Source organism: Pseudomonas sp. S31 (assembly GCF_016648105.1).
Lineage (GTDB): Bacteria > Pseudomonadota > Gammaproteobacteria > Pseudomonadales > Pseudomonadaceae > Aquipseudomonas.
Map to the genome: position 1 here is coordinate 1 of NZ_JACVVE010000024.1, position 19,358 is coordinate 19,358.

A 19,358-nucleotide genomic window follows, 5' to 3' on the forward strand; every position below is an offset into this window, starting at 1 on the left:
CCCCAAATGCTACGGTATCCCCATCTCCCCAAGGACCCCACCCATGGACCCGATCACCGTTCTCTCCACCCGCCTGGGCGAGCACCTGCGCCGCTTCAATGCCCAGGTGACCACCGCCGAATCCTGCACCGGCGGCGGTATCGCCGAGGCCATCACCCGTGTGCCGGGCAGCTCGGCCTGGTTCGAGGCCGGTTACATCACTTACTCCAACGCCCAGAAAACCCGCCTGCTGAACGTGCCCGAAGCTCTGTTCGCGCAGGTCGGCGCGGTTAGCCAGGAAGTGGTCGAAGCCATGGCCCGTGGCGCCCAGGCCGCCAGCGGCGCACGCTTCGCCGTGGCGGTCAGCGGCGTGGCCGGGCCCGACGGCGGCTCGCCGGCCAAGCCGGTAGGCACCGTGTGGCTGGCCTGGGCCGACGGCAACCACGTCAGCAGCGAACGCCGGCACTTCGATGGCGACCGCGAAGCGGTGCGTCGACAAACGGTGATCGCCGCGTTAGACGGCTTGTTACAGCTCGGCGCCGAGTAATTCGACGACAGGGGTTTGCCTCGGCGCTCGCCTGTGGAATAATACTGGCTACTTATACAGGTATTCCGGCCGTCAGGGCCAAGTCGAACACGTGAGGATTTCAATGGACGACAACAAGAAGCGCGCCTTGGCTGCGGCCCTGGGTCAGATCGAACGCCAATTCGGCAAAGGCGCGGTCATGCGCATGGGCGACCACGAGCGTTCGGCCATCCCGGCCATTTCCACCGGCTCGCTGGGCCTGGACATCGCCCTGGGCATTGGCGGCCTGCCAAAAGGCCGTATCGTCGAGATCTACGGCCCGGAGTCGTCGGGTAAAACCACGCTGACCCTGTCGGTCATCGCCGAAGCCCAGAAAAACGGCGCCACCTGCGCCTTCGTCGACGCCGAGCACGCCCTCGACCCCGAGTACGCTGGCAAGCTGGGCGTCAACGTCGACGACCTGCTGGTCTCGCAGCCGGACACCGGTGAACAGGCCCTGGAAATCACCGACATGCTGGTGCGCTCCAACGCCGTTGACGTGATCATCGTCGACTCCGTTGCCGCCCTGGTACCCAAGGCCGAGATCGAAGGCGAAATGGGCGACATGCACGTGGGCTTGCAGGCTCGCCTGATGTCCCAGGCGCTGCGCAAGATCACCGGTAACATCAAGAACGCCAACTGCCTGGTCATCTTCATCAACCAGATTCGTATGAAGATCGGCGTCATGTTCGGCAGCCCGGAGACCACCACCGGTGGTAACGCCCTGAAGTTCTACGCCTCGGTGCGCCTGGACATCCGCCGTACCGGCGCGGTCAAGGAAGGCGACGAAGTGGTCGGCAGCGAAACCCGCGTCAAGATCGTCAAGAACAAGGTCTCGCCGCCGTTCCGTCAGGCCGAGTTCCAGATCCTCTACGGCAAGGGTATCTACCGCAACGGCGAAATCATCGACCTGGGTGTTGCTCAAGGCCTGGTGGAAAAATCCGGTGCCTGGTACAGCTACCAGGGCAACAAGATCGGCCAGGGCAAGGCCAACGCTGCCAAGTACCTGCAAGAAAACCCGGCCATCGGCAACGAAATCGAGAAGCAGATTCGTGACAAGCTGCTCAATGCCGGTGCTGTTGCTGCCGCTGGCAAGGCCGCTGCCGCCGATGCCAACGCTGACGATGTAGCCGACGCCGACGCTGGCTATTGATAGACGCGTATGTCCGTCGTACTCGACAACCCCGTCGCGGTCCGACGGGCAGCCATGGACCTGCTCGCGCGTCGCGAGCATGGTCGAGTCGAGCTCACTCGCAAGTTGCGTCAGCGCGGTGCAACGGATGAGCTGATCGAGCCTGCGCTCGATCGGCTTGCCGAGGAAGGGCTGCTCAGTGAAGCCCGTTACCTCGAAAGCTTCATCCGCTACCGCTCCAGTGCCGGTTACGGCCCTGCCCGTATCCGCGAGGAACTCGGCCAGCGCGGCCTCAACCGTGGCGATGTCGACCAGGCCCTGCGGGAAAGCGAGGTGGACTGGGCGGCACTGCTGAGGGACACCTGGCAGCGCAAGTTTGCCGGGCAGCGCCCCCATGATCCCCGTAGTCGCGCCCAGCAGACGCGCTTTCTGGCCTACCGTGGGTTCCCCATGGACATGATCGGGCGCCTGCTCAGTGGGCGAGATCTGGACGACTACTGATTCGATGGCCTCATCGCTGGCAAGCCTGCGATGAGGCCATCGGCTTTCAGCTGACCTTCAATGCCTCCCGCGCTCGTTGGGTAGTATGCATCGGCTCTGGCTTGGCCCAGTTTTCTGGCAGGTTGATGAAATCCACCAACTCCCTCAGCCGGCCCTGGTCGCGGCCATTGAAGGCGAAGGTCAGTCGCGTCAGGTGGCTGTAGTTGCCGACCTCGTGTTCAAAGCCACTGTCCGCTTGCTGATGGTACTTGCCGCTCAGGCGCAAATCGGCGAACCCTTCCTGTATGTCGTACAACGCGGCTTCACTCAGCGCATGGTGCATGCGGATCACGAACTGGTTCTTCAGCCAGCGGCTGGAGTGGTAGTTGCTGTAGAACTGGTTGATTTCCTCAACCGCCTCGTCGGCGCTGTGTACCAGGCGCACCAGCTTGAGGTCGGTGGGCAGGATGTAGCGGTTTTCTTCCAGTTGGCGGGTGATGAAGCCCAGGCAGTCGCGCCAGAACGAACCGCCGGGCGAGTCGAGCAGCACCACCGGCACCAGCGGGCTCTTGCCGGTCTGGATCAGCGTCAGCACTTCCAGTGCTTCATCGAGGGTACCGAAACCGCCGGGGCACAACACCAGGGCATCGGCCTCCTTGACGAAGAACAGCTTGCGAATGAAGAAGAAGTGGAAGGGCAGCAGCTTGTCGGTGCCGTCTACCGTGGCATTGGCATGCTGCTCGAAAGGTAGGGTGATGTTGAACCCCAGGCTGTGATCGCTGCCGGCGCCTTCGTGGGCGGCGGCCATGATGCCACCGCCGGCGCCGGTGATGACCATGAGGTCGGAGCGGGCCAGGGTTGCGCCAAGCTCGCGGGCCAGCGCGTACATAGGATGCTCCAGGGGCGTGCGCGCCGAGCCGAACACGGTGACCTTGCGGCGGCCCTTGTAGCGCTGCAGGGTACGGAAGGAGTGGTCGAGTTCACGCAGTGCCTGCAGGGTGATCTTGGCGCTCCAGCGGTCGCTGTCGTCGTGGGCCATGCGCAGGATGGTCAGCATCATGTCACGGTAGAGAGGCAGGTTGGGGCTGTCGGGGGCCACCAATTGCAATTGTTTGTCGATGTTGCTCAGGTCGATGCCGTTTTCTGTGAAGTAGTTGAACAGGCGTTCATTCGGTTGGTAAGGCATTCAACGTCTCCTTCTGCAGCAAAACCTCATGGACACTTCATGTGTCGCGGGCTGCCGTGGCTCGAGCCTGTCACCCGAGCATTGCAGTGGGCCTGCAAGGCCGTGCTGTAGGTCGCAAAAAATCTCGTTTTTCTGGGGCGTTCGCTATCAATCTAGACCCTCGGTCCTGATCGTGCCGAAGCGGATTGGCATGCGCCGCTCGTCGGCACGTGGCCGCAGGGCGCGAAGCTTTGGTTAACTGGGAAAGCGAAGGTGCTGAAGACGGGGAGGTGGCCGATGCATCGCTTGGTCATCGAGGTAGACCGGCAGCTGTTTCAGCAGCTGGAACATGCGGCGCGGGAGCATCATCTGAGCCTGGAGGCCGAGTGTCGGCGGAGGCTGGCGGTGCTCGAGTGCCAGTCGCGTTACTTGCAGGCGATGCTGGCGGAGATGCGCGCCGACGAAGACTCGCGGCGCGCCCATGAGGATCAGCCGAGCTAGTTACTTCCTCTTGTTGCCGGCAGTGCAGCTGGCGGCGTCGAAGGCCTGGTCCATGACCGGTTGGTTGGTCTTGTAGACGGTGAAGCGATAGACCATGACCGCGCCCTTGGACATCAGGTTGCGGAAGCCGCTGTTGCGACACACGCTGTCGCCCATCTGGCTGCGCACGATCTCGGGGTTTTCCTGCATGCGTGCGGCATGTTCGGCACGTACGCTCAGGTGGTTGACCAATGCCTTGCCTTCGACGGTGTAGCCTTGATCGAGGATATCTTCGTTGATAGCTCGCGGCGTACCGACGCTGCTCTCCTTGGCGACCTTCTGCAGCATTTTGTTCAGGTCGTAGTCCTGCTTGGAGGCCGCCTGGGCTGCCAACGGCAGGGCAAGCAGCAGGCTCAGGGTCGGGACGATAAGACGCAGCATGTATCTCTCCTGGTTCGTTGACTGGCGCTTTGACATGCGCCGGCAGGCGGCGTTCCATGAAACCCTACTGGCGTGGGCATTCTCTGGCCGCCAAAGCGCGGATTATAAGGGCGCAATGCAGCGCTTGCACGGGCAAAAAGTGGCTGTTCTGGTAGACTGGCGGCCTGTCTACTCCGAGTTGCCGCAGTGTTGATTTCCTACTCGTTCCAAGGCTCGCCAGCATGAGCCATGCCGTAGCGCGGCTGCGCGCCGAGCGCCTGGCCCGCAGCATCAAGCCTTTCATTGCCCGTGGATCGCGTGCGGTCCGCTGCCCGGATTGCCGGGTGATCGCCAGCCATTGCCTGTGCCAATGGAAGCCCAAGGTCCGGGCCGAGGCGGGCGTGTGCCTGCTGATGCATGACACCGAGCCGCTGAAGCCGACCAACACCGGCTGGTTGATCGCCGACCTGGTCGAGGACACTTCGGCGTTCGGCTGGTTGCGCACGTCGGTCGATGAACAGCTACTGGCGTTGCTCGAACACCCCCAGTGGCAACCCTATATCGTTTTCCCCGGTGAGTTCGTCGCCCAGGAGCGGGTGGTCACCGAGGTGGTCCGCGAGCCAGGCAAGCGTCCACTGTTCATCCTGCTCGATGCCACCTGGACCGAGGCTCGCAAGATGTTTCGCAAGAGCCCCTATCTGGACCGCTTCCCGGTACTGAGCCTGGAGGCCGAGCAGATGTCGCGCTACCGCCTGCGCCGTTCCAAGCGGGACGATCACTTCTGCACCGCCGAAGTCGCGGCCATGTGTCTTGAGCTGGCCGGCGATGTGCGCGCCTCCCAGGCCCTGGACGCCTATCTCGACGTGTTCAGCCTGCATTATCTGAGCGCCAAGCGGCATCTGCCGTTGGATGAGCAGGACGAAGCGCACCAGCGTTTGCATACCTTCCTATAGTCCAAGGGGCATATGCCCCGGATTGGTTCATAATATCGGGGCTGGCAGCCAGGGTGGGCGGGTTCGGCAGGGCATTTGGCTTGACCATCCCCGGCTGTGCTCGGCATCCTTGCTGCCGATTCCCCGCCAGGCGCTCCACCTACCCCCCGCACGCGCCCGGCACAGAACAGGATCCATAGATCGATGGCCACATACGAAATCCTGATTGCCGATGACCACCCGCTGTTTCGCAGCGCGTTGCGCCAGGCCGTTACCCTCGGCCTAGGCGCGGATGTACGGCTGGTCGAAGTGGCGAGCATCGCCGAACTGGAAACCCGCCTGAGTGAAAAGTCCGATTGGGACCTGGTCCTGCTCGACCTGAACATGCCCGGTGCCTATGGCTTCTCCGGGCTGGTCTTGTTGCGTGGTCAGTACCCGCAGATCCCGGTTGTGATGGTCTCGGCCCAGGAAGAAGCGGCCGTGGTGGTCAAGTCACGCGAGTTCGGGGCCAGTGGCTTCATTCCAAAATCCAGTGGTCTCGAAGTGATCCAGGATGCGGTGCGCAAAGTGCTGGACGGCGAGGTCTGGTGGCCACCGCAGGCGTTCGAGAAGGTCGACGTCTCGGCGGAGGCCAAAGCCGCCAGCGAGGGCCTGGCCAGCCTCACTCCGCAGCAGTTCCGGGTGTTGACCATGGTCTGCGAAGGCTTGCTGAACAAGCAGATCGCCTATGAGCTGAACGTCTCCGAAGCGACCATCAAGGCCCACGTGACCGCGATCTTCCGCAAGCTGGGTGTGCGTACACGGACTCAGGCGGCGTTGCTGCTGCAACAACTGGAATCAGTCGCGAGCCACTAATCCCCCGCTAATTCACGCTTTTTTGACCCAGCCCCGACTAGGCTGCGGGCCTTTCATCGGTGTAGGGACACATATGTCGCCATTCAAAGGCAAGACAGGCCTTAAACGTATCTTCAATGCCGGTGGCTATTCATTGGACGGCCTGCGTGCGGCCTACAAGGGGGAGGCGGCGTTTCGCCAACTGGTGTTGCTCAACGTGGTGCTCATCCCGATCGCTTTCTGGCTGTCGGTGAGCCGTGCCGAGCGCGCCATCATGATCGCCGTGTGCCTGCTGGGGTTGATCGTCGAGCTGTTCAACTCGGCGGTGGAAGCCGCCATCGACCGCATCTCGCTGGAGCGCCACCCCTTGTCGAAAAATGCCAAGGACATGGGCAGCGCCGCGCAGTTCGTGGCCTTGACCATGGTCGCGCTGGTCTGGGGCGTGATCCTGCTCTAGGCAATCTGCGGCAGAACGATCTCGTCACTGCGGGTGAACCCCGCGGTGAAGTTGCGGCATAGCTCGAGAAACTCGCGCATGGCCGAGGTCTGGTACTTCTGCTTGTGCCAGATGAAATAGAACTGGCGCATCAGGTCCAGCTCCGGTGTCTCCACCGGCACCAGGCTGCCGCGACGGAAGGCGTCGCGCAGGGCCAGGCGGGAGATGCAGCCGATGCCAAGGCCCGACTCCACCGCACGCTTGATGGCCTCGGTGTGTTCCAGCTCCAGGCGAATGTTCAGGTTGGCGCGGTGGTGACGCATGGCCTGGTCGAAGGTCAGGCGTGTGCCCGAACCTTGCTCGCGCAGGATCCAGGCCTCGTGCGACAGGGTCTCGACATCGGCCCGGCCAATCGTCGCCAAGGGGTGTTGAGGCGCGCAGAACACCACCAGTTCGTCCTCGACCCATGGCTGCACCTCCAGGTCCGGATGATTGCAATCGCCCTCGATCAGACCTAGATCAATTTCGTAGTGGGCAACTTGTTGCACGATATGCGCTGTGTTCTGTACATGCAGTTTCACCTGGCTTTCCGGGTGCACCTGCATGAAGCTGCCGATCAGCAAGGTTGCCAGGTAGTTGCCGATGGTCAGGGTGGCGCCCACCGCGAGCGAGCCGAACCCGGACTTGCCGTTGAGCAGGTCTTCGATTTCCTTGGCCTGGTCCAGCAAGGCCACGGCCTGGGGGAGCAACTGGTGGCCAAGGGCATTGAGCGCCAGGCGCTTGCCGGCGCGGTCGAACAACTGGCAGCTCGATTGCCGCTCGAGCTCGGTGATCGAAGTGCTGGCGGCCGACTGGGAAAGGGCCAGCACGCTGGCAGCCCGAGACACGCTCTGGTGCTGTGCGACGGCGACGAAGACCTGTAGCTGACGAAGTGTGAATCGCATATCGATATAACCGATAACACATATCTTGATAATTCAGTTAACAGATATTGTCGCTGCCCCTAAACTATCGCGCAACTGCGCGTCTTGCGCGCTGCGTTTTTTTCAGGAGCCCCATCGATGAGCAACATGAACCACGAACGTGTCCTCAGTGTGCACCACTGGAACGACACCCTGTTCAGCTTCAAGTGCACCCGCGACCCGGGCCTGCGCTTCGAGAACGGTCAGTTCGTGATGATCGGCCTGCAACAAGACAGCGGCCGTCCGCTCATGCGCGCCTACTCCATCGCCTCGCCGAACTGGGAAGAGCACCTGGAGTTCTTCAGCATCAAGGTCCCGGATGGCCCGCTGACCTCCCAGCTGCAGCACCTGAAGGAAGGCGACGAGATCATCATCAGCAAGAAGCCTACCGGCACCCTGGTACTGGACGACCTGAACCCCGGCAAGCACCTGTACCTGCTGAGCACCGGCACTGGCCTGGCGCCGTTCATGAGCGTCATCCAGGACCCGGAAACCTACGAGCGTTTCGAGAAGGTCATCCTGGTGCACGGCGTGCGCTACGTCAACGAAGTGGCCTACCGCGAGTTCATCACCGAGCACCTGCCGCAGAACGAATTCTTCGGCGAGGCGGTGCGTGACAAGCTGATCTACTACCCGACCGTGACCCGCGAGCCGTTCGAGAACCAGGGGCGCCTGACCGACCTGATGCGCAGCGGCAAGCTGTTCAGCGACATCGGCCTGCCACCGATCAACCCGCAGGACGACCGCGCCATGATCTGCGGCAGCCCGAGCATGCTGGACGAAACCAGCGAAGTGCTGGACAGCTTCGGCCTGAAGGTTTCCGCGCGCATGCGTGAGCCAGGTGACTACCTGATCGAGCGCGCCTTCGTCGAGAAATAAGGCGAACGCGGTAACGAAAAAACGCAGACCCTGGGTCTGCGTTTTTTTATGCCTGCCGGGCCGGGCCTGGAAACAGCCGGCTCACTCCTCGTGCACCACCTCCAGCACCCGGATCAGGTCCGGCTGCGGGTAATGCCACCTGACCTGCACATCCCAGAATTTCACCCCATACACCCGCTCAGGCGGCGGTAGCTGGTACGCCGGCCGCGGATCCTGCGCCAGGCATTGCTCGATCAGCTCGACCAGCGGCTCATCCAGGCGCAAGGCATGCTCGCGGGCCTGGGGCAGGGCACTGTCGCTCCAGGTCACCGCGATCGCTGCAGGCGGCTCGCTGGCCATCTGGTTGCGGGCATCGCCAACGCTGTCGGCATAGGGCACGTAGGGCTTGATGTCGAGCACCGGGGTACCATCGAGCAGGTCGATGCCGGACAACAGCAGGCGCCCGGGCTCGACACGTTCGAGACGCACCACCGACTGGCCGATGCCGTTCGGTCGGTGGGTGGCGCGGGTGGCGAACACGCCCATGCTCTTGTTGCCGCCCAGCCGCGGTGGGCGCACCTTGAGGCGTGGCTTGTCTTCCAGGGCCTGGTGGAACAGGAACAGGATCCAGACGTGGCTGACCTGCTCCAGGCCGGCGACCGCGTCGCCCTGGTCGAACGGTGGCAGCAGCTCCAGCACGCCGCGTGCGGCTGGCGCCAGATGCGGCTGGCGCGGGATGGCGAACTTCTCCTTGAAGCACGAGCGCACGATACCGACCGGCGAAACCGAATACTGCATGCTCACTCAGCCACGCACGCGCAGGGTCAGGCCCTTGAGGAAGTTGCGCAGCAACTGGTCGCCGCAGGGGCGATAGTTGTCATGCCCGGCCTTGCGGAACAGGGCGCTGAGCTCGGGTTTGGACACCGGGAAGTTCACCGACTTGAGGATCGCGTGCAGGTCGTCTTCCTTGAGCTCGAAGGCGACCCGCAGCTTCTTGAGCACGGTATTGTTGGTCACCGGCAACTCGACCGGCTGCGGCGGGCGGCTGTCATCTCTGCCGCGGCGGTGGATCACCAGGCCATCGAGAAAGTGCGCCATGACCCGTTCCGGGCAGCGCACGAAGCCCGCTTCGTCTTCCTTCTTCAGGTAGGTGGCGAGTACCACTGGGTTAACCTCGAGGCCGGACAGCTCGATGATCTCGGCCATCTTGGCGTCGTTCACCTTGAGCATGTAGCGCAGGCTGCGCAGGACATCGTTGTGGTTCATGTGACTTGGATCCTGTTCAAAGCCGCACCTCCAGGCGCGGCGGTATCGCTTAGAAACGTTCGGTGCTGGCGACGTAGCGCCATTGGCCCAGGGGCAGCTTGCCCATGGAAACGCCACCCAGGCGGATACGGCGCATGCCAAGAACTTCCAGGCGCAGATAGGCGCACAGTTCGGCGATCTGCCCTGGCTGCGGGTTTTTCAGGGCCATGCGCAGGTGGGTCTCGTTCTGCCAGCTGGCCTTGGCCTTGGGCAGTTCGCGGTCGTTGCGCGTGGCACCACGGGCCAGGCGCTCCAGGGCCTGAGGCGTGGTTTCGCCGCGCACCTCGATGATGTATTCCTGCTCCATACGGCGCAGGTCGGCGTCGAGCTTGCGGGTCACACGCCAGTCCTGGGTGAACACCTGCAGCCCGCTGGCGCCGCGCTGCAGCGGCGCCAGGCAGGTCAGCCGGGCAAAATGGCCGTGCAGCGGGCGCACGCCCTCGCGGTGGGCTTCGCTGAGGCTGGCCATGGTCATGCTGGTGCGAGCGGTTTCGCTGTCCATGTCGGCGACTTGGTGCAGCAACAGGGTCACCGGCTCCAGGGTTTCGGCGCGGGCGCCCGGCAGTAGCGCGACCTGTTGCGATTCGACCTTGAACTGCGGCTGCTCGACCACCACGCCATCGACCGTGACCCAGCCGCCTTCGATATAGAGCTCGGCCTCGCGGCGAGAGCAGCCCAGCTGCTCGACAAGGCGTTTGGACAGGCGCACGGCTTCTGACATGACAGCGATTCACAAGGCAGGGAAAGACCTACATTGTACCTGCCCGGGCAGCCAAGATGATGGTAATCCATGTCAAATACGCCATTTAGGAAACATTGCACGGCGCCTTTCATGGTCGTCTTAGGACGCTGTGCGAATCCGCCGCATGTGCAGGAGCGGATAGGGCTGTCCCAGGCCGTCGGTTTCCGAGCGGCCAACCACCTCGAAGCCTTCGTGCAGGTAGAAGCCCAACGCCTGGTGGTTCTGCTCGTTGACGTCCAGGCGCTCGGCATCGAGTTCGGCCACGGCATAGCGCAACAGCCGCTTGCCCACGCCCTGGCCGCGGTAATCGGGGGCGACGAAGAGCATGGCGACCTGGCCGTTGGTGACTCCGGCAAAGCCGCAGATGCGCTGCCGGGCATCTTTGCAGCAGATCAACATGACGGCATCCAGGTAGCGACGCAGCACCTGTTCGCGCAGCAGCACGATGTAGTAGTCGGGGAGGAAATCGTGGGTCGCCCGCACCGAGGCCTCCCAGACTTGGACCAGTTCCTCGAAGTCCTGCGGGTGTGGGGTGTGCAGTGTCGCCAGTAGATGCGTCATGGAATGTTCTCCCGAGGGTATGGGGAAAACATAGATGCAAAAAAATCCCCCGCCACTGGGCGGGGTAGGTTCGGGTTGGGAGCGGTCAGATAGGCTCGGCCCACATGTCGTATTCATCGGCATCGACTACGCGGCAACGTACCTTGTCGCCCGGCTTGAAGCCGTGGTTGCCATCGATGAACACGCTGCCGTCGATTTCCGGGGCATCGAAGAAGCTACGGCCGACCGAGCCCTGCTCCTCGACTTCGTCGATCAGCACGTCGATTTCCTTGCCGATGCGCAGTTGCAGGCGTGCGGCGCTGATGGCCTGCTGGTGGGCCATGAAGCGGTCCCAACGGTCCTGCTTGACGTCGTCGGGCACTTCGTCCAGGCCCAGATCGTTGGCCGGGGCGCCTTCGACCGGCGAGTACTGGAAGCAGCCGACGCGGTCGAGCTGGGCTTCGGTCAGCCAGTCGAGCAGGTACTGGAAGTCTTCCTCGGTCTCACCTGGGAAGCCGACGATGAAGGTGGAGCGGATCACCAGTTCCGGGCACTGTTCGCGCCAGTTCTTGATGCGCGCCAGGGTACGGTCCTCGAAGGCCGGGCGCTTCATCGACTTGAGCACCTTGGGGCTGGCGTGCTGGAACGGGATGTCCAGGTACGGCAGGATCTTGCCGGCGGCCATCAGCGGGATCACGTCGTCGACGTTGGGGTACGGGTACACGTAGTGCAGGCGCACCCAGGCACCCAGGCTACTCAGGGCCTCGCACAGTTCGAGCATGCGGGTCTTGACCGGGCGGCCGTTCCAGAAGTCGGTCTTGTACTTGACGTCGACGCCGTAGGCGCTGGTGTCCTGGGAGATCACCAGGATCTCCTTGACGCCGGCCTTGACCAGGCGCTCCGCCTCGCTCAGTACCTCGCCCACCGGGCGGCTGACCAGCTTGCCACGCATCGACGGGATGATGCAGAAGCTGCAGCTGTGGTTGCAGCCTTCGGAAATCTTCAGATAGGCGTAGTGGCGCGGGGTCAGCTTGACGCCCTGGGGTGGCACCAGGTCGATCAGCGGGTTGTGGTCCTGGCGCGGCGGGACCACTTCGTGCACGGCATTGACCACCTGCTCGTACTGCTGCGGGCCGGACACCGACAGCACGCTCGGGTGCACGTCACGGATGTTGCCTTCCTCGACACCCATGCAGCCGGTGACGATGACCTTGCCGTTTTCCTTGATCGCTTCGCCGATCACTTCCAACGACTCGGCCTTGGCGCTGTCGATGAAGCCGCAGGTGTTGACCACCACCACGTCGGCGTCCTCGTAGGTGGGCACGACTTCATAACCTTCCATGCGCAACTGGGTCAGGATGCGCTCGGAATCGACCAGGGCCTTGGGGCAACCCAGGGATACGAAGCCGACCTTCGGCGTGGCGGGAGTGGTGGACATGGCTAACCTCGGTATTGAATGCAGGTCGCCCGGCCGCTGACGGGGGCGATCTCGACGGGCGCTTCTAGCGCCTCTGATCAAAAAGTGCGCAATTCTAGCGAGCGCAAGGGCGCTTGACCAGCAGAAAAGCGACGAACGCTGCATCACGTCGGATGAGCACTTGGCGCAACGCCTGAAAGACCTGGCAACACACCGTCGCTTCGGTATCCCTTGAAGACAGCGAGGCCAGCTACCACCTTTTTCACGCCATCAAAGCCTGTTTTTCTACTTATTAAGTGAAGCAGCTGCGAAGAATCAACAAAGCCGACCAGCCGAAAATCTATGACGCAGCCCAGGCATTGGCCCATATGCCCGACGTCGCCAGCGTGAAGGCGCTGACCAACCATTGCTATGGCTACCGACTGCGAGCTGGTAACTACCGCATCCTGTTCGACTGGGATGGCGGCGTGAAGATCGTCAACATCGAGGAGGTCAAAAAGCGCGATGAGCACACCTACTAACGTCCAGATCATCAACGGCGCTGATGGCCGCCCAGCCTTCGTCGTACTGCCCTATGCCGACTATATCGCCAGCCGCTCGCCAACCGATCTGGTGCCCAATGAGGTGGTGGGCTACATGGTCAAGGACGGCCTGACGGCCATTGCTGCCTGGCGACGGCATCTGGATCTTACCCAGGCCGAGATGGCAGAGCGTCTGGGCATCTCGCAGTCGGCCTACGCCCAGCAAGAAACCGTCGAGCGGCCGCGCAAGGCCACTCGCGAGAAAATTGCCACGGCACTCGGCATCCCGATGCAGTTGCTGGATCTCTGAGTACGCGCAAAGCCCCTGACCCTGGCAGAAAAGCGACGAACGCTGCGCTATGCTTCGCGGCATTGCGCCCAGGTTTCTGCAAGGCTTTGGCGTTGGGGGAGTTGTTCCGGTCTTCACGACCTTCTGCGGGAGTGGTCGATGGTTCAGGCAAGCGGTCACGCCGAAGGTGGGCAGGCGGGGAAACAGGGTGCGGCGCGGTCCATGGGCCTGCTCGTGGCAGCGGTCGGGGTGGTGTATGGCGACATTGGTACCAGCCCGCTTTATACCCTCAAGGAAGTCTTCACCGGCGGCTACGGCGTGCCGGTCAACCATGATGGCGTGCTCGGGATCCTGTCGCTGATCCTCTGGTCGCTGCTGTGGGTGGTGTCGTTCAAGTACGTGATGTTCATCCTGCGCGCCGACAACCAGGGCGAGGGCGGTACCATGGCCCTGACGGCCCTGGCCCGCCGGGCGACCGCGGCCTACCCGCGGCTGCGCTCGCTGATGGTCATCTGTGGGTTGATCGGCGCTTCGCTGTTCTATGGCGACAGCATGATCACCCCGGCGGTGTCGGTGCTATCGGCGGTGGAGGGCATGGGCCTGGCCTTCGACGGCATCGACCATTGGGTGGTGCCGTTGTCGCTGGTGGTGCTGGTGGCGCTGTTCCTGGTGCAGAAGCACGGCACCGAGAAGATCGGCAAGTTGTTCGGCCCGATCATGGTCACCTGGTTCCTGGTGCTGGCGGCGCTCGGGGTGCATGGCATCTCGCAGAGCCCGGAAGTGCTCAAGGCGTTCAACCCGGGCTGGGCGGTGAACTTCTTCGTGGTCCACCCTGGCATGGGCGTGGCCATTCTTGGGGCCGTGGTGCTGGCGCTGACCGGTGCCGAGGCGCTGTATGCCGACATGGGGCACTTTGGCCGCAAGCCGATTGCCCGCGCCTGGTTCGCCCTGGTGTTGCCGGCGTTGGTGCTCAATTACTTCGGCCAGGGCGCGATCCTGCTGCAGAACCCTGAGGCAGCACGCAACCCGTTCTACCTGCTGGCACCCGGCTGGGCCTTGCTGCCGCTGGTCGGCCTGTCGACCATGGCCACGGTCATCGCCTCGCAGGCGGTGATCTCCGGGGCCTTCTCCCTGACCCGGCAGGCCATCCAGCTGGGCTACATCCCGCGCATGCACATCCAGCACACCTCCAGCGATGAGCAGGGGCAGATCTACATCGGCGCGGTGAACTGGACGCTGATGGTCGGCGTGGTGCTGCTGGTGATCGGTTTCGAGTCGTCCGGCGCCTTGGCCGCTGCCTACGGGGTGGCGGTGACCGGCACCATGCTGATGACCACGATCCTGGTGTCTTCGGTGATGCTGCTACTGTGGAAGTGGCCGCCGTTGCTGGCGGTGCCGATCCTGCTTGGCTTTCTCTTCGTCGATGGCCTGTTTTTCGCTGCCAACGTGCCGAAGATCGTCCAGGGTGGGGCGTTCCCGGTACTGGCCGGTGCGGTCCTGTTCCTGTTGATGAGTACCTGGAAGCGCGGCAAGCAGATCCTCGTCGAGCGTATCGATGAGGCGGCATTGCCGCTGCCGATCTTCATTGCCAGCATCCGCGTACAACCGCCGCACCGGGTCGAGGGCACGGCCGTGTTCCTCACCGCGCGGCCGGATGCGGTGCCCCATGCGCTGTTGCACAACATGCTGCACCACCAGGTGTTGCACAGCCAGGTGGTGCTGCTGACGGTGGTGAGCGAGGACCGGCCGCGGGTGCCGGAGCCTGAGCGTTTCGAGGTCGAGGCCTATGGCGATGGCTTCTTCCGCGTGCTGCTGCACTTTGGTTTCATGGACGAGCCGGACGTGCCGGCGGCCCTGAAGTTGTGCCATCTGGAAGCGCTGGATTTCAGCCCGATGCGCACCACGTATTTCCTCAGCCGGGAAACGGTGATCGCCTCGCGCCTGGAGGGGATGTCCCGCTGGCGGGGGAACCTGTTCGCCTTCCTGCTGAAGAATGCCAACGGCAACCTGCGATTCTTCAACCTGCCGTTGAACCGGGTGATCGAGTTGGGGACGCAGGTCGAGATCTGAGGGCTCAAGCCAGGTGCGGTGCCTGCTTCGCGGGTAAATCGCAGCGGCGAACCGCCGCTCCTACAGGGACCGCACCAGCTTTCCGGTCGCTGGGCTCAGTTCTGTTCCGCCACGCTGGACTTGCCCTGACGCGTATCGATCTCGCCGATCAGGCGTTTGGCCAGTGCCGGGTAGTTCTCGTCGAAGTGGTGCCCGCCAGGCAGCTTCATGCGCTCACCTACCGCCGTCTTGTCGGTGCAGCCACTTTCGTCGGCCTCTTCCACGCCGTACACGCAGACCACCTTCGACGCCGGCAGCTTGGCCATCTCCGGCCCGGTCGGGGCCTCCTGGCCTTCCTTGCCCAGCCAGCCTTCCACCTCGATCTCGAAACTGCCGCTGCGGGCGAAGGCCAGCAGCATGACCGCGTCGATACGCTGCTGGTCTTCGGCAGGCAGGCGGTTGTAGATCGCAGGCAACACATCGGCGCCGAATGAATAGCCGGCCAGCACGAAGCGTTTGGTGCCCCACTTCTGACGGTAGTGCTGCATCAATTCCGACAGGTCGGCAGCGCTTTGCTCCGGCGTCTTGTGCTGCCAGTAATAGCGCAGGGTGTCGATGCCCACTACCGGATAGCCAAGCTTGGCCATTTCGCCAGCCACGTCGCGGTCCAGGTCGCGCCAGCCGCCGTCACCGGAGAGGAACAGGGTCACGGTGTCGGTGGTCTGGCCGGCCGGCACTTCCACCACGGGGATGGCCAGGGCATTGCCGTCGCGCCCGACCAGGGCTTGGGTCAGCTGGGCCTTGAGTACCTGCGGCAGGTGGATGTCGTAATCGCTGATACTGGTTTCGGCGTTGGCCTGGTCGCGCACGAACCCGGCACTGGCGTCATCCGGGTTGTCGTTCCAGGCCACGTTCCAATGGCCATGCGCAGCCGATTTGGGCAGCGCGGCCTTGCAGCCCGGTTGTTCGAGGCTGAAGTCGACCGAGATGGCCCGGGCCTTGTCGTCGCTCTGGCTGGCCAGCCAGCGCCAGGCCTGGGCTGCGCCTGGGCCGATGCCGGCGACTACGGTGGGTTGGCCGGCCAGTTGGCCAATGGCCTGGTCCATCGTCTGCTGTTGTTGGCTGCAGTCGGTAGGCGGCAGGATCACCTGGACCAATTGCGCCTCGCCGGCTTGGCTCAGGTCGAGCAGCTGCTTGTCGGTCAGGGCCTGGTCCTGGGGCACGCCGATGGCGACCCGGGCCCTGGCGTGCACGCCAGGCGTCACGCGAGTCATCGGCAGGCCGCTGACCGTCAGTTGTTCGAGGCGTGCCTCAGGGGCAGGGCGGGTCCACAGCCAGAAGGCCACGGCGCCAGCAGCAGCGGCCAGCAGCAGGGGTATCAGTACATACAACCAATAGCGTCGGATCATCAACGTTTCACCAATCCAGTCAGGCCGCCAGCGATCAGGGCAGCAGTATCAGCCAGTGCCACCAGCGGGTCCAACCCGGCCGGCACGGCCATGTAGCGGGGTTCCCAGTCCGGCTGGAACTTGTCCTTGAAGCGCCGCAGGCCCTGGAAGTTGTAGAGCTGCTCGCCACGGCGGAACACCATCGAACCCAGGCGTTGGGTCAGGGGTGCACCGCGTCGTGGCTGCAGGCCCGAGAGCGGTACCATGCCCAGGCTGAAGCGGCCGTAGTCATGGCTTTTGTAATGCAGGATGAGGCCGATCATCATGAATTCCATGGTCGACTTCGGTGCCTCGGGGTGGGCACGCATCAGGTCGAGGCTGGCCAGTTCGTTGCCATGGGTTTCCAGCAGATTGGCGAAGGCCACCGGCCGGCCCTGGAAGCGGATCAGGGCGATACGGAAGTGCTGCAGGTACTCGGGGCTGAAACGCCCGAGCGAAAAGCCCTTTTCGCGCACGTTCTTTCCGCCGAGCCAGGCGTCGGAGATTTCCTTGAGGGCATCCAGAGGTGCCTGCCCGGGCTCGTGGATTTCCAGGGTCAGGCCGTCACGGCCACCGCGATTCCAGGTGTAGCGCAGGTCTTTCATCTCCTTGCCCTTGGCTTCCAGGTCGAAGCGGCGCAGGTCGACCCTGGCTTCTTCGCCGAGCTTGAGCGCGGTCAGGCCGATGTCCATGTAGAACGGCAGGTTTTCCGCTCGCACCTGGTAGAACACCGGGCGGGCGTGGTGCAGGTCGCACAGGTCGCGGAACTGCCAGATCATCTCGGCGCGTTCCTGCGCCGGGCCGATCGGGTCGTACAACGCCACCAGGCTGCGTCCACGGCGGGCATACATGAGGAAGGCATTGTCATTGGGGTGGAACAGCAAGGCCTTGTCGCCGGTCAGGGCCAGGCCACCATCGGGCTGGTCCGAGGCCAGCAGAATGCGGTTGGCGCGCTGCAGTTCGTCGTCGTCAGGCAGGTGGATGGTCGGCCGCGCGGTGCGCAGCAACCAGGTCAGCGAAACGATCACCAGCAGCACCGCGCTGCCCATGGCTGCTCGCAGGCCACGTGGTGCATCGGCATCGAGGGTGAACTGCCACCACAATTGATGGCTGTAGGGCACGTCCTGGTAAGCGAACAGCAACAGCCACACCGACGCACCGACCACACAGGCGCTGGCCACCAGGTACACCGGCGAGAACGGCAGCTCGAGCAGCCGGCTCGGGCGGTAGAACGACCGTCGGAACAGAGCCAGCAGGGCGGCGGTAAGGGTTAGCAGGCAGGCTTCCTCCCAGTCGAAGCCCTTGAGCAGTGACAGCAGCGCGCCGACCAATAGCAGCACCGTGGTCAGCAGCCAGGCGGCCGAAAGGCGGCGGCGCAGGCCCTGGGCGAGCAACAGGCAGAGCACGCCGATCAGGCTGGCCCCGAAGTGCGAGGCATCGATCAACCGGTGGGGCACCAGAAAGCCCATGTGCTCCAGGCGCGTGTCGATCTCTGGCGTGGCGCCGGAGAACAGCAGTACCACGCCGGAAAGAAACACCAGAATCGCCAGGATCGGTGCCGCCAGGCCCGAGGCAGCCTTGATCGCCTGGTGGGTGAACAGCAGGCGCCGCGCTTCGTTGGCGAGCAGCATCGCGCAGGCCACCAGCAGCGGCAGCACTACGTAGATCAAGCGGTACAGCAGCAACGCCGCTGCCAGCGGCGCGGCGCCCAACTGGTCGGCGAAGGCCGCCAGCAGGATCGCTTCGAACACACCCACCCCGCCCGGTACATGGCTGAGCACGCCCGCGGCCAGGGCCAGCAGGTAGACCAGCACGAAGGCACCGAACGGTGGGGCTTCCGGCAACAGCAGGTACAGCACGGTGGCGGCAGCGGCCACATCCAGGGCGGTGATCAGCAGTTGCAAGGCGGCCAGGCGTGCACCGGGCAGGCGCAGGGTGCGACGGCCCAGCTGGACCAGCACGGCATCGGTCAGCGGCTGCTCGGCCAGGCGCCGGCGGTACAAACCGATGGCCAGCACCGCAGCGGCGACCAGCACAGCGACGGCAATACCGGCCAGTACGGTGGCCGGCAAGCGCAGCGCCGCAGCGGCGGCTGGCAGGTTGCTCAAGGTGGCCAGGGCCGCCAGGGGTGGCAGGGCGCAGCCGAGCGAGAGGCTGGCGAACACCGTCATGCGGGCCACTTCGGCGGCGCCCAGGCCTCGGCGCGCATACAGGCGGTAGCGCACCGAGCCACCGGAGAGCATCGACAGACCGATGGCATTGCCGATGGCGAAGGCACTGAACCCGCCCAGCAGCAAGGTGCGGGTGGGCAGCTTCACCCCGGCATAGCGGCTGGCCGACCACTCATAGCCCAGCAGGATCACGAAACCCACCACCGTCGCCAGCAGGGCACCCAGCAGCGAGGCGGTCGGCACGCTCAGCATGGCGTCGTGCAAGGCGTAGAGGTCCAGCTCGCTGAGCAGATGTCGGCAGGCGATCAGGGCCATGGCAAACAGCAGCAAGGTGACTGCCAGGCCGATGGGTTGCCGGTAGCGGCTCAGGCGCTCGAGCAGGGGCAGGCGCTGCGCGGCCGCAGGCAATGCCGAGGCCAGGGGCGCCGGGTGTTCGGTTTGATTGGAGGTCATCGAATACCCCGGGCATACAGCGCGAGGTTGGGGGAGGGTGCGGCCAAGTGAAGGTCCCTTTGAAAAACGTATCCAGATATTACTCCGGGCGGAGACGCTTTCAGCGGTCCGCCCGGGTTAAAGATAGTTCATGCTCAGGGGGCTTTGTGGGTCAGGGCAGGTAGGGGGTAGAGGTTGTCGGAAGACGAAAACAACAACGCC

General features: G+C 63.8%; 21 protein-coding genes. 11 read left to right on the forward strand and 10 right to left on the reverse strand.

Going from position 1 to position 19,358, the window contains the following annotated elements; genetic code table 11:
• Positions 1-43: 43 nt before the first annotated feature.
• From IAE37_RS17590 to recX, 3 genes are all read left to right on the forward strand, one after another.
• Positions 44-526 carry a CinA family protein gene (locus tag IAE37_RS17590; protein WP_201175590.1) on the forward strand — a complete coding sequence of 161 codons (483 nt, stop codon included), beginning with the start codon at positions 44-46 and terminating at the stop codon, positions 524-526.
• 103 nt (positions 527-629) lie between these two features.
• Positions 630-1,697, forward strand: coding sequence for a recombinase RecA (recA, locus tag IAE37_RS17595; protein WP_201175591.1), 1,068 nt, complete (start codon positions 630-632; stop codon positions 1,695-1,697).
• 9 nt (positions 1,698-1,706) lie between these two features.
• Complete coding sequence (gene recX, locus IAE37_RS17600; protein WP_201175592.1) at positions 1,707-2,177, forward strand: recombination regulator RecX; 471 nt, start codon at positions 1,707-1,709, stop codon at positions 2,175-2,177.
• 46 nt (positions 2,178-2,223) lie between these two features.
• Here the strand turns inward: recX and IAE37_RS17605 are convergent, their stop codons facing one another.
• Positions 2,224-3,342 (reverse strand): LOG family protein, encoded by a 1,119-nt coding sequence (locus tag IAE37_RS17605; RefSeq protein ID WP_201175593.1) that lies wholly within the window; start codon positions 3,340-3,342, stop codon positions 2,224-2,226.
• Between the two features lie 276 nt (positions 3,343-3,618).
• Here IAE37_RS17605 and IAE37_RS17610 point away from each other — a divergent pair, with 276 nt between their 5' ends.
• Positions 3,619-3,822 carry a hypothetical protein gene (locus IAE37_RS17610; protein WP_201175594.1) on the forward strand — a complete coding sequence of 68 codons (204 nt, stop codon included), beginning with the start codon at positions 3,619-3,621 and terminating at the stop codon, positions 3,820-3,822.
• Here IAE37_RS17610 and IAE37_RS17615 read toward each other — a convergent pair whose 3' ends face one another.
• Entirely contained in the window at positions 3,823-4,242 is a 420-nt protein-coding gene (locus IAE37_RS17615; RefSeq protein ID WP_201175595.1) for a quorum-sensing-regulated virulence factor family protein, read from the reverse strand. It abuts the gene before it with no gap.
• Between the two features lie 221 nt (positions 4,243-4,463).
• Between IAE37_RS17615 and IAE37_RS17620 the strand changes: the two genes are divergently transcribed.
• The 3 genes from IAE37_RS17620 to IAE37_RS17630 all read left to right on the forward strand — a co-directional run bounded on the left by IAE37_RS17620 (position 4,464) and on the right by IAE37_RS17630 (position 6,444).
• Positions 4,464-5,174: a tRNA-uridine aminocarboxypropyltransferase gene (locus IAE37_RS17620; RefSeq protein ID WP_201175596.1), complete on the forward strand. Its 711-nt coding sequence runs from the start codon at positions 4,464-4,466 to the stop codon at positions 5,172-5,174.
• 183 nt (positions 5,175-5,357) lie between these two features.
• Positions 5,358-6,008: a response regulator transcription factor ErdR gene (gene erdR, locus IAE37_RS17625; protein ID WP_201175597.1), complete on the forward strand. Its 651-nt coding sequence runs from the start codon at positions 5,358-5,360 to the stop codon at positions 6,006-6,008.
• A gap of 73 nt (positions 6,009-6,081) precedes the next feature.
• Positions 6,082-6,444: a diacylglycerol kinase gene (locus IAE37_RS17630; RefSeq protein ID WP_201175598.1), complete on the forward strand. Its 363-nt coding sequence runs from the start codon at positions 6,082-6,084 to the stop codon at positions 6,442-6,444.
• Here IAE37_RS17630 and finR read toward each other — a convergent pair.
• Positions 6,441-7,367, reverse strand: coding sequence for a LysR family transcriptional regulator FinR (gene finR, locus IAE37_RS17635; protein ID WP_201175600.1), 927 nt, complete (start codon positions 7,365-7,367; stop codon positions 6,441-6,443). The genes IAE37_RS17630 and finR overlap by 4 nt on opposite strands.
• A 117-nt stretch (positions 7,368-7,484) precedes the next feature.
• On the opposite strand from finR, the gene fpr reads away from it, so the two are divergent.
• Positions 7,485-8,264 (forward strand): ferredoxin-NADP reductase, encoded by a 780-nt coding sequence (gene fpr / locus IAE37_RS17640; RefSeq protein ID WP_201175601.1) that lies wholly within the window; start codon positions 7,485-7,487, stop codon positions 8,262-8,264.
• Positions 8,265-8,345: 81 nt separating this feature from the next.
• Here fpr and tsaA read toward each other — a convergent pair whose 3' ends face one another.
• From tsaA to rimO, 5 genes are all read right to left on the reverse strand, one after another.
• A complete protein-coding gene (tsaA, locus tag IAE37_RS17645; RefSeq protein WP_201175602.1) occupies positions 8,346-9,041 on the reverse strand; it encodes a tRNA (N6-threonylcarbamoyladenosine(37)-N6)-methyltransferase TrmO in 696 nt (231 codons plus the stop codon).
• A 6-nt stretch (positions 9,042-9,047) separates the two neighbouring features.
• The gene (locus tag IAE37_RS17650; RefSeq protein ID WP_201175603.1) at positions 9,048-9,509 is read right to left on the reverse strand and encodes a DUF1456 family protein; all 462 of its coding nucleotides are present in this window, start codon (positions 9,507-9,509) and stop codon (positions 9,048-9,050) included.
• Between the two features lie 49 nt (positions 9,510-9,558).
• The gene (locus tag IAE37_RS17655; RefSeq protein WP_201175604.1) at positions 9,559-10,269 is read right to left on the reverse strand and encodes an rRNA pseudouridine synthase; all 711 of its coding nucleotides are present in this window, start codon (positions 10,267-10,269) and stop codon (positions 9,559-9,561) included.
• Positions 10,270-10,389: 120 nt separating this feature from the next.
• Positions 10,390-10,851, reverse strand: coding sequence for a GNAT family N-acetyltransferase (locus IAE37_RS17660; protein WP_201175605.1), 462 nt, complete (start codon positions 10,849-10,851; stop codon positions 10,390-10,392).
• 85 nt (positions 10,852-10,936) lie between these two features.
• The gene (gene rimO, locus IAE37_RS17665; RefSeq protein ID WP_201175607.1) at positions 10,937-12,268 is read right to left on the reverse strand and encodes a 30S ribosomal protein S12 methylthiotransferase RimO; all 1,332 of its coding nucleotides are present in this window, start codon (positions 12,266-12,268) and stop codon (positions 10,937-10,939) included.
• A gap of 275 nt (positions 12,269-12,543) precedes the next feature.
• Between rimO and IAE37_RS17670 the strand changes: the two genes are divergently transcribed.
• The 3 genes from IAE37_RS17670 (at position 12,544) to IAE37_RS17680 (ending at position 15,127) form a co-directional block, all read left to right on the forward strand.
• Positions 12,544-12,768, forward strand: a complete 225-nt coding sequence (locus tag IAE37_RS17670) for a type II toxin-antitoxin system RelE family toxin (protein WP_201175608.1) — start codon at positions 12,544-12,546, stop codon at positions 12,766-12,768.
• Positions 12,752-13,078, forward strand: coding sequence for a helix-turn-helix domain-containing protein (locus tag IAE37_RS17675; RefSeq protein ID WP_201175609.1), 327 nt, complete (start codon positions 12,752-12,754; stop codon positions 13,076-13,078). Before IAE37_RS17670 ends, IAE37_RS17675 begins: the two co-directional genes overlap by 17 nt.
• A gap of 201 nt (positions 13,079-13,279) precedes the next feature.
• Entirely contained in the window at positions 13,280-15,127 is a 1,848-nt protein-coding gene (locus IAE37_RS17680; protein ID WP_442967836.1) for a potassium transporter Kup, read from the forward strand.
• A gap of 95 nt (positions 15,128-15,222) precedes the next feature.
• Here the strand turns inward: IAE37_RS17680 and IAE37_RS17685 are convergent, their stop codons facing one another.
• Both IAE37_RS17685 and mprF read right to left on the reverse strand, forming a co-directional pair.
• Positions 15,223-16,515: a virulence factor family protein gene (locus tag IAE37_RS17685; protein WP_201175611.1), complete on the reverse strand. Its 1,293-nt coding sequence runs from the start codon at positions 16,513-16,515 to the stop codon at positions 15,223-15,225.
• Positions 16,515-19,157 (reverse strand): bifunctional lysylphosphatidylglycerol flippase/synthetase MprF, encoded by a 2,643-nt coding sequence (gene mprF, locus IAE37_RS17690; RefSeq protein ID WP_201175612.1) that lies wholly within the window; start codon positions 19,155-19,157, stop codon positions 16,515-16,517. Before mprF ends, IAE37_RS17685 begins: the two co-directional genes overlap by 1 nt.
• Between the last annotated feature and the right edge of the window lie 201 nt (positions 19,158-19,358).

Bases quoted from the DNA above. Each gene is read 5' to 3' on its own strand.
- IAE37_RS17660 (WP_201175605.1), bottom strand. From the start codon at position 10,851: ATGACGCATCTACTGGCGACACTGCACACCCCACACCCGCAGGACTTC.
- fpr (WP_201175601.1), top strand. From the start codon at position 7,485: ATGAGCAACATGAACCACGAACGTGTCCTCAGTGTGCACCACTGGAAC.
- IAE37_RS17655 (WP_201175604.1), bottom strand. From the start codon at position 10,269: ATGTCAGAAGCCGTGCGCCTGTCCAAACGCCTTGTCGAGCAGCTGGGC.
- mprF (WP_201175612.1), bottom strand. From the start codon at position 19,157: ATGACCTCCAATCAAACCGAACACCCGGCGCCCCTGGCCTCGGCATTG.
- tsaA (WP_201175602.1), bottom strand. From the start codon at position 9,041: ATGCAGTATTCGGTTTCGCCGGTCGGTATCGTGCGCTCGTGCTTCAAG.
- recA (WP_201175591.1), top strand. From the start codon at position 630: ATGGACGACAACAAGAAGCGCGCCTTGGCTGCGGCCCTGGGTCAGATC.
- finR (WP_201175600.1), bottom strand. From the start codon at position 7,367: ATGCGATTCACACTTCGTCAGCTACAGGTCTTCGTCGCCGTCGCACAG.
- rimO (WP_201175607.1), bottom strand. From the start codon at position 12,268: ATGTCCACCACTCCCGCCACGCCGAAGGTCGGCTTCGTATCCCTGGGT.
- IAE37_RS17610 (WP_201175594.1), top strand. From the start codon at position 3,619: ATGCATCGCTTGGTCATCGAGGTAGACCGGCAGCTGTTTCAGCAGCTG.
- IAE37_RS17620 (WP_201175596.1), top strand. From the start codon at position 4,464: ATGAGCCATGCCGTAGCGCGGCTGCGCGCCGAGCGCCTGGCCCGCAGC.
- IAE37_RS17615 (WP_201175595.1), bottom strand. From the start codon at position 4,242: ATGCTGCGTCTTATCGTCCCGACCCTGAGCCTGCTGCTTGCCCTGCCG.
- IAE37_RS17590 (WP_201175590.1), top strand. From the start codon at position 44: ATGGACCCGATCACCGTTCTCTCCACCCGCCTGGGCGAGCACCTGCGC.
- recX (WP_201175592.1), top strand. From the start codon at position 1,707: ATGTCCGTCGTACTCGACAACCCCGTCGCGGTCCGACGGGCAGCCATG.
- IAE37_RS17685 (WP_201175611.1), bottom strand. From the start codon at position 16,515: ATGATCCGACGCTATTGGTTGTATGTACTGATACCCCTGCTGCTGGCC.
- IAE37_RS17675 (WP_201175609.1), top strand. From the start codon at position 12,752: ATGAGCACACCTACTAACGTCCAGATCATCAACGGCGCTGATGGCCGC.
- IAE37_RS17630 (WP_201175598.1), top strand. From the start codon at position 6,082: ATGTCGCCATTCAAAGGCAAGACAGGCCTTAAACGTATCTTCAATGCC.
- erdR (WP_201175597.1), top strand. From the start codon at position 5,358: ATGGCCACATACGAAATCCTGATTGCCGATGACCACCCGCTGTTTCGC.
- IAE37_RS17680 (WP_442967836.1), top strand. From the start codon at position 13,280: ATGGGCCTGCTCGTGGCAGCGGTCGGGGTGGTGTATGGCGACATTGGT.
- IAE37_RS17650 (WP_201175603.1), bottom strand. From the start codon at position 9,509: ATGAACCACAACGATGTCCTGCGCAGCCTGCGCTACATGCTCAAGGTG.
- IAE37_RS17605 (WP_201175593.1), bottom strand. From the start codon at position 3,342: ATGCCTTACCAACCGAATGAACGCCTGTTCAACTACTTCACAGAAAAC.